This is a genomic window from Rhodanobacter sp. FW021-MT20 (assembly GCF_041107475.1).
Taxonomy (GTDB): domain Bacteria; phylum Pseudomonadota; class Gammaproteobacteria; order Xanthomonadales; family Rhodanobacteraceae; genus Rhodanobacter_A; species Rhodanobacter_A glycinis.
This window is the reverse complement of record NZ_JBGBPX010000015.1, coordinates 79,806-94,633: the sequence shown is the minus strand read 5'-3', so window position 1 is coordinate 94,633 and position 14,828 is coordinate 79,806. Positions and strand designations below refer to the sequence as shown.

Annotated in this window: 16 protein-coding genes and 1 pseudogene; 6 read left to right on the top strand and 11 right to left on the bottom strand. The window is 63.0% G+C overall.

What is annotated here, in order from left to right; genetic code table 11:
• From AB7849_RS15115 to AB7849_RS15100, 4 genes are all read right to left on the bottom strand, one after another.
• Positions 1–156 (bottom strand): multinuclear nonheme iron-dependent oxidase (locus AB7849_RS15115; protein ID WP_369501248.1); only part of this gene is annotated, 156 nt, incomplete at its 3' end.
• 11 nt (positions 157–167) lie between these two features.
• Positions 168–452, bottom strand: a complete 285-nt coding sequence (locus AB7849_RS15110) for a BufA1 family periplasmic bufferin-type metallophore (protein ID WP_037098559.1) — start codon at positions 450–452, stop codon at positions 168–170.
• Positions 453–666: 214 nt separating this feature from the next.
• Positions 667–888: a (2Fe-2S)-binding protein gene (locus AB7849_RS15105; RefSeq protein WP_008208779.1), complete on the bottom strand. Its 222-nt coding sequence runs from the start codon at positions 886–888 to the stop codon at positions 667–669.
• Positions 889–1,011: 123 nt separating this feature from the next.
• Positions 1,012–1,611, bottom strand: coding sequence for a hypothetical protein (locus AB7849_RS15100; RefSeq protein ID WP_369501247.1), 600 nt, complete (start codon positions 1,609–1,611; stop codon positions 1,012–1,014).
• Between the two features lie 65 nt (positions 1,612–1,676).
• Between AB7849_RS15100 and merR the strand changes: the two genes are divergently transcribed.
• The 6 genes and pseudogenes from merR (at position 1,677) to AB7849_RS15070 (ending at position 5,803) form a co-directional block, all read left to right on the top strand.
• A complete protein-coding gene (gene merR / locus AB7849_RS15095) occupies positions 1,677–2,084 on the top strand; it encodes an Hg(II)-responsive transcriptional regulator (protein WP_008211439.1) in 408 nt (135 codons plus the stop codon).
• Between the two features lies 1 nt (position 2,085).
• Positions 2,086–3,033, top strand: a pseudogene (locus tag AB7849_RS15090) (site-specific integrase); the annotation flags it as partial.
• A gap of 31 nt (positions 3,034–3,064) precedes the next feature.
• Positions 3,065–3,346, top strand: a complete 282-nt coding sequence (locus tag AB7849_RS15085; protein WP_008211442.1) for a DUF4158 domain-containing protein — start codon at positions 3,065–3,067, stop codon at positions 3,344–3,346.
• Positions 3,347–3,741: 395 nt separating this feature from the next.
• A complete protein-coding gene (locus AB7849_RS15080) occupies positions 3,742–4,074 on the top strand; it encodes a cupredoxin domain-containing protein (RefSeq protein WP_008211444.1) in 333 nt (110 codons plus the stop codon).
• A 4-nt stretch (positions 4,075–4,078) separates the two neighbouring features.
• Positions 4,079–4,942 carry an FTR1 family iron permease gene (locus AB7849_RS15075; protein WP_369501246.1) on the top strand — a complete coding sequence of 288 codons (864 nt, stop codon included), beginning with the start codon at positions 4,079–4,081 and terminating at the stop codon, positions 4,940–4,942.
• A gap of 162 nt (positions 4,943–5,104) precedes the next feature.
• Complete coding sequence (locus AB7849_RS15070; RefSeq protein WP_008211447.1) at positions 5,105–5,803, top strand: hypothetical protein; 699 nt, start codon at positions 5,105–5,107, stop codon at positions 5,801–5,803.
• An 80-nt stretch (positions 5,804–5,883) separates the two neighbouring features.
• On the opposite strand, the gene cydB is transcribed toward AB7849_RS15070, so the two are convergent.
• The 7 genes from cydB to AB7849_RS15035 form a co-directional block, all read right to left on the bottom strand.
• Positions 5,884–6,909, bottom strand: coding sequence for a cytochrome d ubiquinol oxidase subunit II (gene cydB / locus AB7849_RS15065; RefSeq protein ID WP_369501245.1), 1,026 nt, complete (start codon positions 6,907–6,909; stop codon positions 5,884–5,886).
• 1 nt (position 6,910) lies between these two features.
• A complete protein-coding gene (locus tag AB7849_RS15060) occupies positions 6,911–8,347 on the bottom strand; it encodes a cytochrome ubiquinol oxidase subunit I (RefSeq protein WP_008211449.1) in 1,437 nt (478 codons plus the stop codon).
• 113 nt (positions 8,348–8,460) lie between these two features.
• Positions 8,461–10,434: a heme lyase CcmF/NrfE family subunit gene (locus AB7849_RS15055; RefSeq protein ID WP_369501243.1), complete on the bottom strand. Its 1,974-nt coding sequence runs from the start codon at positions 10,432–10,434 to the stop codon at positions 8,461–8,463.
• 290 nt (positions 10,435–10,724) lie between these two features.
• Positions 10,725–10,880 carry a hypothetical protein gene (locus AB7849_RS15050; protein WP_008211453.1) on the bottom strand — a complete coding sequence of 52 codons (156 nt, stop codon included), beginning with the start codon at positions 10,878–10,880 and terminating at the stop codon, positions 10,725–10,727.
• 123 nt (positions 10,881–11,003) lie between these two features.
• On the bottom strand, positions 11,004–11,654 hold the full coding sequence (locus tag AB7849_RS15045; protein ID WP_008211455.1) for a superoxide dismutase: 651 nt from the start codon (positions 11,652–11,654) through the stop codon (positions 11,004–11,006).
• A 19-nt stretch (positions 11,655–11,673) separates the two neighbouring features.
• Positions 11,674–13,875, bottom strand: a complete 2,202-nt coding sequence (locus AB7849_RS15040; protein WP_369501241.1) for a carbohydrate binding family 9 domain-containing protein — start codon at positions 13,873–13,875, stop codon at positions 11,674–11,676.
• Between the two features lie 5 nt (positions 13,876–13,880).
• On the bottom strand, positions 13,881–14,825 hold the full coding sequence (locus tag AB7849_RS15035; protein WP_008211462.1) for an LppY/LpqO family protein: 945 nt from the start codon (positions 14,823–14,825) through the stop codon (positions 13,881–13,883).
• Positions 14,826–14,828 lie beyond the last annotated feature (3 nt).

The following is a 14,828-nucleotide window of genomic DNA, read 5'->3' as shown; positions in this document are numbered from 1 at the left end:
TCCGCCGTCGGCAAACAAATTCTCACTGTGCACCTCGAACCACGCCACGCGCGGACGTTCGCTCAACACCCGCTGCAGGTGTGGCGCACGCAGACCGATCCCGACTCCAGAAGGAGCCGAGATCGGTCGCGCCGCGAGCGTTCTCGCGTCGTGCATCATCGCGTTGCTTAGCCCTTCAGTGCCGGTTCGAGTTTGCCGCCGTCGATCTTCTCGCACAGGCCCTTGGGTACCGCGACGAAAGAGTTTGGATCGCGGGCTTTGGTGTCCTGGCCGGCGCAAGAGTGGCCTGCTGCTTTGCAGTCGTTCTTCTGCGCCGCGTTGATGCCGTAGCACTTCTCCATATGACTCATCGACATCGTTTTGCTCTGCATGGCTGCAGCCGATGCGACTGTGGTCAGACCCAACGTGAGTCCTCCCGCCAGAACGGATTTCAGAATCGATGCGGTGTTCATTCTCAACTCTCCAGTACGTGGCCAGAAACACTCCGGCCTTCTTAGAAGGTGACACGCGGAACTCATGCGGAAACATTTCCCATGTCGACCAGCGACATCCTCATCTTCGAATCGCGCGACCGGTCAATGCCCGCTATGGGTACAGAGCCTACTCCCGTACTTTGGTACGACATCAAGCGTGGATTCCAGGACCCACGGGAGCCTTGGCCGATGCCTACTGTCCATCTTGACCCGGCATGAGATGGAAGGTCGGATATGCGCATGCGATTTCCGTGATGATGTCGCTTAGCAGCCGGCGTGCTTCCTGTTCGCAGCCTCCGCAGCCACCCGAGCAACCGGTGAGCCACTGCAATGCTTCGAAACTGCGCACCCCTGCCACCACCGCGTGGCGAATGTCCTCCTCGGTCACGCTGTTGCACACGCAAATGTCATTCATGATCCAGCTCGCGTGGCGGAGCCGTCCTGTCGTAACCTGAGACGCAGCGGATCGCAGACGTCGGCCCCGCATTAGCCTGAAGCACGGAGTCGTATCCACGATCTACGGCGCGAAGTCGGCACGTCAACCCGCGCCCTCGGGGAGGAGCGCAGCGGGCGTCAACCACGCATCCAGCCGCGACCATGCCTGTGATCCGAGATGCTGCTGGAATGTGTTTCGCGCCACCCCGAGTAGCCGAGCAAGCCGGGCGTCGATGGGCATGGCTTCGTCCGCCACAAGAACCTCTTGCAGCGCACACGCGAGATCGCATTGCAGCGCAGCCCCATCGGGCAACGGAACGCGTGCTTGCGACAGCCGCTGGATGAGACGGGCGGCGATGGTGTGCGCCTCTTCCTGACTGAGCTGATCGACCGTCTCGCGCTGGTACCAGTACGAAGGGTTCGGAAATGTGGCAAGCAACGTCGACGACGCCGCGGCAGCTACCAAAGCCACCTGGCTGTCACCGCCGAGGGCAGCACGCAGGAGACCGACCTGCTGGTTGACCCCAAGCTCACGCAGCCATTTGATCGCGATCACGTCACCGCGATGGTGCAGCCAAGCCTCTGCAATATCAGGGTGAACCTCTAGGCGTGCCAAAACGGGTTTGGCAAGGCACCCGCAACCGATCTGCGGCACCGCCTCGCACACAAGCGGCACCGAGTAGATGCCAACGGACACGGACATGGGCTTCTCCAAAGGGATGAACCGGGCGTAAGCTACTTCCGTAGTCATATACGGAGTCAACCGGTATGGGAAGCAGTTCAGAGCCATTGACCATTGGCTCGTTTGCCAAAGCCGCCGGGGTCAACCTGGAAACCATTCGGTTCTACCAACGCAAGGGCCTGCTCCCGGAACCGGATAAACCGTATGGCAGCATTCGGCGTTATGGTGGTGTGGATGTCGCCCGGGTGAAATTCATCAAATCCGCGCAACGGCTGGGTTTCAGCCTCGACGAAATCGCGCAGCTGCTCACGTTGGAGGATGGCACCCATTGCAGCGAGGCGGCGGAGTTCGCCGCGCGGCATCTGGTCGACGTGCGCGCGCGCCTGAAAGACTTCAAGCGCATGGAGACGGTTCTGTCCCGACTGGTGGCTCAGTGCGACTCGCATCACGGCACGATTGCCTGTCCCCTGATTGCCTCACTGCACAGTGGCTGAGATGAGTGCTTCTCCGCCACCGCCGTCGATCGATCGGTACCTCGCGGCCGCCACGCGCGCCAATACGCGACGCAGCTATGCGTCGGCGGTGCGTCATTTCGAAGTTACCTGGGGTGGCCACTTGCCGGCCACTGCCGACAACGTGGCGCGCTATCTGGCCGCCTATGCCGGCACGCTGTCGATCAATACGCTCAAGCAGCGCCTCGCTGCACTTGCGCAATGGCACACTGCGCAGGGCTTTGTCGATCCGACTGGCGCACCCGTCGTGAAACAGGTGCTCAAGGGAATCCAGGCCCTGCATCCAGCGATGGAAAAGCGGGCTGAGCCTCTGCAACTGACCCAACTGGCCAAGGTTGTCGATTGGCTCGACCTGGTCATCGAAGGTGCGCTTGGACGGAGCGACGGTGCCGCCGCTCTTCGGTACCGGCGTGACCGCGCCCTGATTCTGCTCGGCTTCTGGCGAGGCTTCCGCAGCGACGAGCTGATTGGCCTGCAGGTCGAGCATCTTCAGCTCGTGCCGGGTCAGGGCATGACCTGCTTCCTTCCACGCACGAAGGGCGATCGTCAGCACGCGGGCACCACGTTTCGCGTTCCGGCGCTGTCGCGCTGGTGCCCGGTCACGGCCACGATGGAGTGGATTGCCGCCGCGCAGCTCATCCAGGGGCCGTTATTTCGCCAGGTCGATCGCTGGGGACACGTGCCGGAACGCCCGCTACACGCCAACAGCATCATTCCGCTGTTGCGACGCTTATTCACTTTGGCTGGCCTGTCCGCCCCGGACCTCTACAGCGGTCACTCGTTGCGCCGGGGCTTTGCCGGCTGGGCCAATACCAACGGCTGGGATGTGAAAGCGCTGATGGAATACGTCGGTTGGAAAGATGTGCACTCGGCCATGCGCTACATCGACGGAAACGATCCGTTCGCGCAGGGTCGCATAGAACGTGGGCTGGCCGACATAGTTACCTTGCACGTGAGACACGATGACGGCTAATACCCATCGCCTGGCGATCCTGACCAGCGAAGAGATCGACGATCTCTACGGACGGCCGCGTTTCACCGACGACGAGCGCCTGCTGTATTTCGACCTGAATGCCTCCGAACAGGCCGCGGTCGCGGCGCTCCGTGGTTCGACCGGCGTGTACTTGGTGCTGCAGCTGGGTTACTTCAAGGCCAAACGGCAATTCTTCGATGTTGAGCGGGACGACGTCCGTGGGGATGTGCTGCACATTCTCACACGGCATTTCCCGGGCAGAAAGCACTGAACTGCGGCGAGGCCTATCATCGCTTCCGTCGCGCGATCGCCTACGTCAACAGCGGGAAATTCCGCGTGCAAACGGAAGCGGACTTGCATGCGGAAGAGGACGCGCGCCACGCCAGTACAACGAAAACGCGAGCCGATGCCTCGCTGCAGAAATAAGTGACGTGCCATCCCTGTTGGCAAGCGGCCAGGCTGGATGTAACGCGATAGGCAGTAGGGCGACGGCGAATCAGGCCTTTCGTCTGCAATGGTCGCCCGTATTCGGGAGCGATGCTGACCGAAGCTAGGAATCACCACCTGCCGCTAGTGATTGGGCTTACCCCACCCAGATCAAAGCATACGTTTGACATGTCAAATGGGAATAGTTATCGTTTGCAAACTCTCCGCGGAGCCCTTCCCATGAAGCATCCCTTTCTTGTCGCGGCACCGATGCTGCTGGCTCTCGCCGGCACGGCGGCAGCCAACGACCTGCCGGAATACACGCTGGTCATCAAGAATCACGTCTATCAGCCCAGCAAGCTCAAGGTGCCGGCCGGCACCAAGTTCAGGCTCATCGTGAACAACCAGGACGCCACGCCGGAAGAATTCGAGAGCACGGATTTCAATCGCGAGAAAATCGTGCTGCCGAACAGCAGCATCACCGTCTATGTCGGGCCGTTGCGCGCGGGCAATTACGGCTTCTTCGGCGACTTCCATCAAAGCACGGCCCAAGGCCGGCTGATCGTGGAGTGACGCGATGCCTGGCGTAGCCTTGCTGGTGTTTCGTGAAGTGATGGAGGCGGCACTGATCGTCTCTATTGTCTGTGCCGCCACACGCGGTGTGGCGCGACGCGGGCTGTATGTGGCTACGGGCATCGGGCTTGGCATCGCCGGCGCCCTGCTGGTGGCGATGGGAGCTTCCCTCATCTCTCGCCTCGCGAGTGGTTCTGGTCAGGAGGTCTTCAACGCCTGCGTGTTGTTGTCGGCCGTGCTGATGATCGGCTGGCACGTGGTATGGATGTCCAGCCACGGTCGCGAACTGGCGCAGCAGATGAACGCGGTCGGCAGCGCCGTCAAGGCGGGCTCGAGCTCGCTGACGCTGCTGCTGGCGGTGGTGGCGATTGCGGTGCTGCGCGAAGGCTCGGAGATCGTGCTGTTTCTGTATGGCATGGCGATCGGCGGCATCGGCACGGTCGGATTGACTGGCGGCATGGCGCTGGGCGTCGGCGGCGGTGCGCTGCTCGGTTTCGCGCTGTACTTCGGCCTGTTGCGGATACCGATGAAGCATTTCTTCCAGGTCACCAACTGGATGCTGGTGTTGTTGGCGTCGGGGCTGGCCTCCACAGCCGCGCGCTTCTTCGTGCAGGGCGATCTGCTGCCGTCCTGGGGGACCCAGGTGTGGGATACCTCCTGGCTGTTGTCGAACGGTTCGCTGGGCGGCCAGACACTGGGCATCCTCGTCGGCTATGACGCCAGCCCGGCGGGGATCCAGCTGGTCTTCTACGCGACCACGTTGCTGCTGTTGGCTGGTGGCATGCAGTGGCTGAACCGCGCCGCGCCAACCCCCTCTTCACGGACGCGTTCACTGCTCCCGGATCCGGCTTCCGAGTCGTTGCGCTAACCCATCCCCTTTTGTTGCACGCTCCCGTCCGGCAGCTGCCGCCGGACGGGAGCGTGTGTCTTGAACCATCAGCCAAGGAACCATCCCGTGTATACATCCTTCGCTCGGAAATCTCCGGCCCTGCGACGTCACGGCCGCGCTCGGCATTCACGCACCCTGGGCGTGGTGGCCATCCTCCTGCTCGCCACTGGCGTCGTCCGGGCAGACGACTTCATCGTTTATTCGCCGCACGTCCTCGCCACCCAGTCGGAGATCGAGCTGCGCGGTTATAGCTATGGCGATCCACGCGCCGACTTCAACGGTGGCCGCGCGGCCGAACTATCGATTTCCCACGCGTTCACCGATTGGTGGAAGCCGGAGATCTATCTTGCGCGGTATGAGCGGGCACCAGGAAGCCGCGGGCGCTTGCTGGGCTACGAGTTCGAGAACACGTTCCAGTTCACACAGCCGGGTGAATATTGGGCCGACTTCGGGTTTCTGGCCTCGTACGAGCACCAGATCATTGCCGGCAAACCCGACGCCGTCGAGTTTGGACCGCTGGTTGAGAAAACGGTGGGGCGGTTCACCCACCGGTTCAATGCCATCTGGGAGAAGCAGGTCGGCGCGGGCGCCGCTGGCAAGTACGAGTTTCGCTACAGCTATTCGGGCACCTATGCAGTTTCCGCCGCTTTTCGCCCCGGCATCGAAGCCTATGCGCGGCCTGCGGATCGTGCGTATCAGGCCGGTCCCATCGTTGCCGGCGAATGGCATGTCCCCGGTACCACCAGCAGCCTCGAATACCGTTTCGGCGTGGTGCTCGGTCTCAATGCCACGGCGCCGCGGCGAACGTGGCTGGCCCAGGTGGAATACGAGTTCTTCTGATCACGATTGAATAGCGGCGTATAAGTGTCGATCCTCTATATGCGACCGCTGCGATCGCCGCCAGCCCATCGGGTCAGCGGTCAGTACAGATGCTCGGCGTCGGGATCGATCTTGCCGCGAAAGACGATGTACTGGTAGACGTTGTAGGTAATCATCACGGGGATCAGCATGCCGATGCCTATCAACATGAACACCAGCGTGCTGCTGTCCGCGCCGCCCGCGTCGATGGTCACGTAGCCCGGCACGATGTACGGGAACCAGGTGGCGGCCAGCCCCGCGAACGAGAACAGAAAAATCATCATGGTCCATACGAACGGCGCCAGTTCGTACTGACGCTTTAGTGCCCGCAGCAACATGAAGAAACTGAGTATCGATAGGGCCGGCAGCGTCGCGAAATAATAGATGTCGGGCGTGCTGAACCAGCGTTTGAATATGGCCGGATAGTGCAGCGGTGTGACCACGGTGACTACCCCGGCCACCGCCAGCATCAACCACGCCAGCCATTGCCCGCGACGATAGAATCCGTCCTGCATCTCGCCCGTGGTCTTGATGATCAGATAGGCCGAGCCCAGCATGCTGTAACCGGATGCCACACCCAGCACGACAATGGCGCTGAACGGTGACAGCCAGTCCCAGACGCCGCCGGCGAATTCACCGTTGACCACTTTGACGCCGTTGAGCAGTCCGCCCAGCGCAAAGCCCTGCGCCACGGCCGCCAGCAGGCTGCCGACGCCGAACATGGCGCCCCAGAACGACTTGCGTTCGGACAGTTCGTGAAACTCGAACGACACCCCGCGCAGCATGAAGCCCAACAGCATCAGCATGATCGGAATGTACAGCCCCTGTAGCACGGTGCCGTATACCAGCGGAAAGGCGCCAAACAGCGTGCCGCCAATCACTACCAGCCAGGTTTCGTTAGCGTCCCAGATGCTCCCCAGGCTGGACATCATCACCTTACGGCGGCGATCACCGACGAACAGCGAGAGCACACCGACACCCAGATCAAAGCCGTCGAGCATCACGTAGAACACCAGGAACAGGCCGATGATCAGAAACCATACGGTGGCCAGTACGTGGTGCAGGGCGGCCGGATCGCTGAAATCCATGTCAATGGTCTCTCTTGAGTTTCGCGCTGTCCGCTGCGCTGCGCTTGGGCGGTTGCTGGCCTGAGACCGAGCTGAGCAGGGTCGGTGGTGGATCAAAACTCGGCCCATGTTGCAGCGTGCGTCGCATGAACTTGAGTGCGGTAAAGCCGATTACGCCGTAAAACAGCAGGTACATCACCAGCGACCACAGCACCGCGTCGGCGGGAAGCTTGCTGACGCCCTGGCTGGTGCGCATCATGCCGTACGCGATCCATGGCTGGCGGCCTACCTCGCGCGTCAGCCAGCCGGCCTCCAGCGCGGTATAGATCGCCGGAATGGCCAGCATCCAGCCGCGCAGCAGCCATTTGTTTTCGCCGATGCGGGCGGCGCTCATGCTCTCGCGCTTGCGCCACAGCCGCCACAGCGTCCAGAACGCCATCAGCACGACAAACACGCCGGCCGCCACCATCACCCGGAATGCGTAGAACGGCACCATCACCGGCGGCTGATCCGCACGCGGGATGTCGTCCAGGCCGATCACCTTGCCGTGCAGCGTGTGCGTGACCACCAGGCTCAGCGCATCGGGAATACTCACTTCCCAGTCGTTCTTCTGCTGCGCCCGATTGGGCCACGCGAGCAACGCCCACGGCGCACTGGTGCCCGCGGCATTGGTCTTCCAGTGGGCCTCGATGGCAGCCAGCTTGGCCGGCTGGGTTTGTTCCAGCGCGCCGCCGGCGGAGTCACCGATAATGATCTGCAGCGGGGCCACGAAGAACAACGCCAGCACCACCCACTTGAACGCGGGCTGGAAAAATTCCTTGTGCCGCCCGGCCAGCAGGTAATACGCGCTGACGCCGGCCATCACCACCAGGCTCAGCTCGATGCAGGCCATGAACATGTGCCCGAAGCCGTGCGGCAGGTCGGGGTTGAACACCGCCGCGAACCAGTCGGTGATCACGAACTTGCCGTTGACCAGTTTGACGCCCGCCGGCGTCTGCATCCATGAGTTGGCCACCATGATCCAGAACGCCGACAGCGAGCTGCCGAACGCCACCATGCTGGTGGCAAACAGATGCGTCTTGGGGCCAACCCGGCGCCAACCGAACAGCATGATGCCGAGGAAGCCCGCTTCGAGCATGAACGCCATCGCCGTTTCGAAGCCGAGGATGTTGCCCATGAAGTCGCCTGATGAGGTGGAAAACGGCGCCCAGTTGGTGCCGAAGGCAAACTCCATCGGGATGCCGGTGACTACGCCAACACCAAAGTTGATCAGAAAGATCTTGGTCCAGAATCTTGTGTGGTGATAATAGAAAACATTGCGCGTCTTGACCCACGCCGTTTCGGTACCCAGCAGCACCAGCGCCAGACCTATCGTCAGCGGTGGCCATAGGATGTGGAACACGGCATTGACGCCAAACTGCACGCGAGAAAGCATTTCCGAGTCATGCAACCAGTCCACGACGGACCTCCGATGGATGCAGTGGATCATTGGCGGCCTGCGCAAACTGCCGCTGGTCGGGCTGCCGGCTGTGCGCGGCAGGATGACCTGGACGTTCGCGGCCTACAGCCGGTTCATGCGCGGGTTTCCTGCAGCTGCAACGCGCTGAGCGGCTCGCCTTCGGCGATCCGCTTGAGCCGGAAACGCTTGTCCGCGGCGCAGGTGAAGCCGCCCAGCATCATCAGCAGGCCGCCGCCCCAGATCCAGCGCACGAACGGTTTGTAGTACAGCCGCAACGACCACGCACCCTCGATGTTGCCGGCATCCATCGGCTCGCCCAGCGCCACATACAGGTCGCGGAAGAAGCCGGCGTCCACCGCCGATTCGGTCTGCACCTGGCCGCGCGGGTAGGTGCGCTTCTGCGGCGTCATCACCGCCACCGCGTGGCCGTCGCGGGTCACCGTGATGGTGCCCTGGTCGGCGCGCCAGTTGGGCCCGGTGGTGCGCTGCACGCCGTCGAAGCGGAAGTCGTAGCCGCCGATGTGCTGGGTCTGGCCCGGCGCCATGCGCACGTCGCTGGTCACGCCGAGCGCCTCGGTCAGCAGCACGCCGGCCACGAACACGCCCACGCCCAGGTGCGCCAGCAGCATGCCGGCCAGCTCGGCCGGATAGCGCTTGCCGCGCGGCATTTCGCGCCAGCGCTTGAGCGCATACAGCAGCACGCCGACGCCCAGCCACACCAGCGCGGCCACGCCGGCGATCGCCTTGAGCTTGCCATCCACGAAGAACGCCGCCACGATCGCGCAGGCTGCGGCGGCGATGCCGGCGCGCAGCAGCACCGGCTTGAGCAGCGATGCCTCGCCCTTGCCCCAGCGCAGGAACGGACCGAACGGCAGCAGCAGCACCACCGGCAGCATCAGCAGCGGAAACAGGAAGCCGAAGTACGGCGGCCCGACCGAGATGCGACCCAGGTGCATGGCATCGCCGATCAGCGGAAACAGCGTGCCCAGCAGCACCATCGCGGCGGCTACTGCAAACATCAGGTTGCCGATCAGCAGCACGGTCTCGCGCGACAGCAGCGCAAACGGCTTGCCGCCGGCCACCTTCGGCGCGCGCAGCGCGTACAGCAGCAGCGAGCCGCCCACCACGATGGTCAGGAAGGCGAGGATGAACACGCCGCGGCGCGGGTCCGAGGCAAACGCGTGCACCGAGGTGAGCACGCCCGAACGCACCAGGAACGTGCCCAGCAGGCTCAGCGAAAACGCGAAGATCGATAGCAGTATCGTCCACGCGCGCAGGCTGCCGCGCTTCTCGGTGACCGCCTGCGCGTGGATCAGCGCCAGCCCCACCAGCCACGGCATGAAGCTGGCATTTTCCACCGGGTCCCAGAACCACCAGCCGCCCCAGCCCAGCTCCGCGTAGGCCCACCAGCTGCCGGCCACGATGCCGCAGGTGAGAAAGCCCCACGCGATATTCGTCCACGGCCGCGCCCAGCGCACCCAGGCCTGCTCCATCTCGCCGCCGAGCAGTCCGGCGATCGAGAACGCGAACGCCACCGAGAAACCGACGTAGCCCATGTACAGCACCGGCGGGTGGAAGGTCATGCCGGGGTCCTGCAGTACCGGGTTCAGGTCCGCGCCGTCGCCGGGCATCGGCAGCAGCCGCCCGAACGGATCGGAGGTGAAGATGGTGAAGGCGAGAAAGCCCACCGCAATCAGGCCCATCACCGCCATCACGCGCGCGGCGAACACCTCGGGCAGCTTGGTGCTGAACGCCGCCAGCGCCACCGTCCACACGTTGAGGATCAGGATCCACAGCAGCAGCGAACCCTCGTGCGCGCCCCACACCGCCGCGATGCGGTAATACCACGGCAGCTCCAGGTTCGAGTTCTCGGCGACGTAGCGCACCGAGAAGTCGAAATGCAGGAACGCCCACACCAGGATGCCGAACGCCATCGCCACGAATACCGCCTGGCCCGCCGCCGCAGGGCGCGCCACCGCCATCAGCGCGCGATTGCCGCGCCAGGCACCGATCAGCGGCAAAACGCCCTGCGCGAGCGCCAGCAGCAGAGCAAGGATCAGTGCGAGTTGGCCGAGTTCGGGGATCATGCGGGCGCGCCGGGTGCGTGGAATGGGTGACGTGTAACGATGTAGTACAAGGTCATCAGCATGGCCTAGATCCAGCGAACCAAAGGCGATCAGAGATGACAGTCTTAGTGATTTCCCATCCCTCGCTCCCCGTTTCGTTGATCTTATTGTTGGCGGCCGCCTTGGCTGTGGCGTCATTCAGCTCTTCGGGCATATAGGTTTCATCTGTTCTGGTCATGAGAATCAAGTCAGGTCTCTGAAAGCGGTACATCATGGATTGGCTTATTGGCGTCTCAAACAACTGGATCAGCTCATAGGAATCGAATCACAGCACCGAGGCCGGCGCAGATGCCGAGCGTCCACACCATGCCGATGCGGAAGCGCAGCATGGCGATCAGGGCGCCTGCGGCCAGCAGCAGGACCGCAGGGTTCAGCCTGCTCCATCGCGGGATGTCCACCTGGATCAAGATGCATCACCGCGATCTGACCAGCGAGGCCGCTAAAACTCAGCCATCCGATCTTCGCCCACACCCGGGTGGCTTGCGCGAGGCTGACGCGTGGGATGGAGGCGACATCGATCGCTTCGGGTATCAAGAACCCGCTTCCTTGACGAGTGTGCGGTGCAATGTCTGCGCTTGCGCGAAGCGGTGGTTGACTTCGTCCCACTGCACGTTGGCAAAGAACGCATCGATGTAATTCAGCGCTGCGGCGCCGTAGTCCATTTGGTAGGAGTGCTCGTACATGTCCATGACCAACAGCGGCAGCGCAGTTTCGAGTACCTGTGTGTGATGGCCCGACCAAACCGTGCGTAGTTCACCCGTCATCAGTTCGAATGCCAGGATCGCCCAGCCACTACCACCACCAAGGCTGGCGCCGGTAAGGCGAAAGTGTGTTTCCCAAGCATCCATGCTGCCGTAAGCGGCCGCGATGGCCGAAGCGATATCGCCAGCAGCGCGACCATCGCCACCCAGGTTGCCAAAGTACGCTTCGTGCAACGTCATCGAGTTGCGATACATCAACTCGTGTTGACGCAGCCCGCCGACCACAAAAGCGGGGGTGTCTTTGGTGACCTGCGCCAACTGCTTCTCAAGGTTATTGAGGTTGCGTACCGCACCGCCGTAATTGTTTTCGTAATGGGAAACAATCAGTTTTTCTGACAGCCTTTTGAGCGCGGTCGGTGCAAACGGCAGGGGTTTCAGAACATGCTTTCCCGCCAGAGCGGGCATGGTAATCGTGGTCATGGACTGGCTCCTGTCAAGTTCATTCGCGAAAATCCCAACGCAGCTTGGCGGTCACGACGTTGGCGACCGGCAAGCTGCGCGCGTTCGGGTCGGTCACGGGCGCCTCGATACCGTGATTGACAACCAAGAAAAAATCCCGCCCCGGCGCAATGGTCCATTGCAGCCTTGCATTGACGCCGATGTGGCCGGCGCTGGAGTCGTACTGCGCGAGCGTGGAGACGACGAGGTCGGGGTTGAAGCTGTAAGCGGCCTGGAGCACGTACAGGCGCCGGATGAAATGGCCCTGCGGCAGGTAGCCGAAATCCGTCTCGTTGCTAAACTTGAGCGCGAGCTCGCCTTGCCAGGCGTTCCAGCTTATGAACGGCATGTACTGGGTCAGGCGGCCGCTGTAGAAACCGCCGATCTCGACCATGCTGCCGATGCGCCACGGTCGCGCCGCCGACGATTGCGCTTCAAAGTGATAGCGCTCGAAGTGATAGCGGCCGACCGGCAACGTAACGCCGGGCGCGATCTCGAAAGGCGCGGTCAGCGCTTCGTATTCTGGAATCCAGTCGAACTCGTAGTGCTCGCCTGATTGTGCGTCAACATTGAACGGTGCCGTGAAGATGCGCCGGGTCTGCGTGACACCATGCAGATCGTCCACCTGCAGGACTTCGAGTTGATAGAAGAACTGCCGCACCCAGTTCAGCGCAGGGCTGGTGGGACGCGGACGGTAGTCCAGATAAACGTCGTACTGGCGCGTACCGGGGCGTGGCAGGAAACCCAGCGCCGGATCCAGCGCATCGCCAAACACGTTGAAGCTGGCAAAGCCGCTCCATAGATCATTCGGATACTCCGCGTGAAGCCCCCAACCCGAATGATCACCCGGCAACGGATCGCTGGACCGCGCGGCCCAGCCGGACAGGGTCAGGTTCTTGTCGCCGCGGAAGCTCGCGGTGTGCCAGATGGCATCCACCCCGGCGAACTGGTTGCGGGACTGCCCGGTGGGATCGCCACGTGTCAGCAGGGTGCCGAGTCGCAGGTGCTGGTTGACGTCGTACATCAGCCGTCCGGCGAACAGGTTGGTGGGGCCACTGACACTGGAGCGCCCCGTTTCGACATTGAGCATGCCGATGGACCATGGACCCGCGGTTCCCAGCAGCTTGATGCCGCCGTCCACGCGCACGGGCTGACCATTCACCAAGCCCACCCGCCGCGAATAGAACGGCAGGAACGTGTCGTTGTCAGCAAGCCCCGCGCCGAAGGCGAACAGATTCGAGCCTTCGGAAAAGAAGCGCCGCTTCTCAGGGTAAAACAGCGAATAGGGCGTCAGGTTGACCTGCCGGGTATCCGCTTCGGCCTCGGCAAAATCCGGATTGACCGTCAGGATGGCGGCAAGGCTCGGGGTGACGTTGTATTGCAAATCGCCGCCCACCTGTGCCGCGGTGTTGCCACGAAGGCTGTCCTGACGCAGCAGCACATAGGGCTGGACGTCCAGGCCGTGCCCCTGCTGCAAGGTCGCGACCCCGGTGAGCGTGCCCATGCGGGAAAGGTCGAAAATATTCGCATCGAGCGTAATGCCCGCCCACTGCAAACTCAGCTGCTCGCGTGGCACGTAGCGCTGCACATTCATCCGCCACCGGTCCACGCCATGCGGAAATTGCAGGCTCTGAGTGTCGATCTCGATTTCGGCGACCCAGCCGTCGGCCGTGCGCCGCACCTTGGCATTCCAGATGCCGTCCCAGTCGTAGTTCGGCAGGGATGACGCGGGCGAAATCAGGCCGTCGGTGCGGTCGCCGCCCGCGTTCACCTGAAACACATAGCCGAGACGCTGGCTGTCGAACGGGTCAAGCACAATGGTGAGGTGATCGTCGTGCGTCTGGTCGCTGTCGCGCGCCAGCGAGTGGAGCGACAGCCGGCCCGGATCCGGATCAACGCAGGTCACCCCCAGGTACAAATGCTTACCGTCGGCGAGCAGGCGGATCTCGGTCCGGAAAGGCGTGGGCGCACCCGGATGCGGGTCCTGCTGAATCAGGTCGATCGCCGGGGCATGCGCCCATCCCGGCTCATCCAGTCGACCATCCAAGGTGATGCTGCCCTCGGCCACCATCCGCACACCCGCCTCGGGCGCCCCGGAAGGAGGCCCGGCGGTCAGTCCTTGTGAGTGAGCCAGCGCCTCCGGGATCGCGAGAATCACCCCCAGCGCCGCCCACCACGACGACTTGCGCGACAGGCGAAGCATGTGCGCTATCGTTGGTCGACGGCGGCTTGTGCATCAAGCGCTGCGCGGAACCCGCCGGCGAGCGACCGCACCGTGCCTTTGCCCCAGAAGTGGGTGAAGAAAAATCCGGGGTTGCCGCCCATCATGTGGTTGTGCAGGGCAACGATATGGATACCGGCCTTGCGCAGCGCATGCAGCACCGGCTGCACTTCCGCGGTTTTCATGATGAAGTCACCGTCCATCACGGCAGCCTGGTCGCTTCCGCTGAACGCGGCCCAGGTGGTCAGCCCCATCGAGCCGCCGATCTTCATGCCGTGCATGCGGCCCTCGCGCCCGATCGTCACCTTGACCACGCCCTGCATGTCGGTAGCCGGCTGACCCACGATCTTGCCCACGGCATCGGCGTCAATACGGCCGAACACCGGCGCGACACCACCAAATCCCGTCGCCGGCTGCGGATGCGCGCTGCGCACGGCGCGAATGGCCGCCCAGACGGCTTTGACGCCGGCGGCGAGGGTTTCGGGATTGCCTTCGCCGCCAAGGTGCATGAAAAACACACTGGGCGTGTCGTAGAAGAAGTGGTTATGCAGGGCTGTGACCGCCAGGCCGTGGGCGAAGGCCGCGTCCATCGCGGCATCCACTTCGTCCTGGAACACCACGGTGTCGCCCATCACCATGGCCTGGCCGTGCGGCATGGGTGAAAACGCGGCCCAGGAACCGAGGCCGGCAGCTGGTGGCAAGGGCACGCCATCGACCGTCACCTTGACGTCCGTTCGGCTCCAGCCCAGATGCACCACGCCATCCGGCGTGGTGGTGGCGGTCGCTCCGCTGGCGGCGCCGATGCGTTTTGCATCAAGTGCCGTGGCATGTGCGGTCTGCACGGTGAAGGCGATCAGCAAGGCTACGCTCAGCGAGGAGACCAGGCGGCGCAGGCCGTGATGACGGGCGAGATGAAGGCGACGAAGGTGCATGGC

Coding starts and splice junctions, on each gene's coding strand:
- cydB (WP_369501245.1), bottom strand. CDS start 6,909: ATGGATTTCAGCGATCCGGCCGCCCTGCACCACGTACTGGCCACCGTA.
- AB7849_RS15045 (WP_008211455.1), bottom strand. CDS start 11,654: ATGACCACGATTACCATGCCCGCTCTGGCGGGAAAGCATGTTCTGAAA.
- AB7849_RS15075 (WP_369501246.1), top strand. CDS start 4,079: ATGCCTGGCGTAGCCTTGCTGGTGTTTCGTGAAGTGATGGAGGCGGCA.
- AB7849_RS15055 (WP_369501243.1), bottom strand. CDS start 10,434: ATGATCCCCGAACTCGGCCAACTCGCACTGATCCTTGCTCTGCTGCTG.
- AB7849_RS15105 (WP_008208779.1), bottom strand. CDS start 888: ATGAATGACATTTGCGTGTGCAACAGCGTGACCGAGGAGGACATTCGC.
- AB7849_RS15110 (WP_037098559.1), bottom strand. CDS start 452: ATGAACACCGCATCGATTCTGAAATCCGTTCTGGCGGGAGGACTCACG.
- AB7849_RS15040 (WP_369501241.1), bottom strand. CDS start 13,875: ATGCTTCGCCTGTCGCGCAAGTCGTCGTGGTGGGCGGCGCTGGGGGTG.
- AB7849_RS15035 (WP_008211462.1), bottom strand. CDS start 14,825: ATGCACCTTCGTCGCCTTCATCTCGCCCGTCATCACGGCCTGCGCCGC.
- merR (WP_008211439.1), top strand. CDS start 1,677: ATGGGAAGCAGTTCAGAGCCATTGACCATTGGCTCGTTTGCCAAAGCC.
- AB7849_RS15080 (WP_008211444.1), top strand. CDS start 3,742: ATGAAGCATCCCTTTCTTGTCGCGGCACCGATGCTGCTGGCTCTCGCC.
- AB7849_RS15100 (WP_369501247.1), bottom strand. CDS start 1,611: ATGTCCGTGTCCGTTGGCATCTACTCGGTGCCGCTTGTGTGCGAGGCG.
- AB7849_RS15085 (WP_008211442.1), top strand. CDS start 3,065: ATGACGGCTAATACCCATCGCCTGGCGATCCTGACCAGCGAAGAGATC.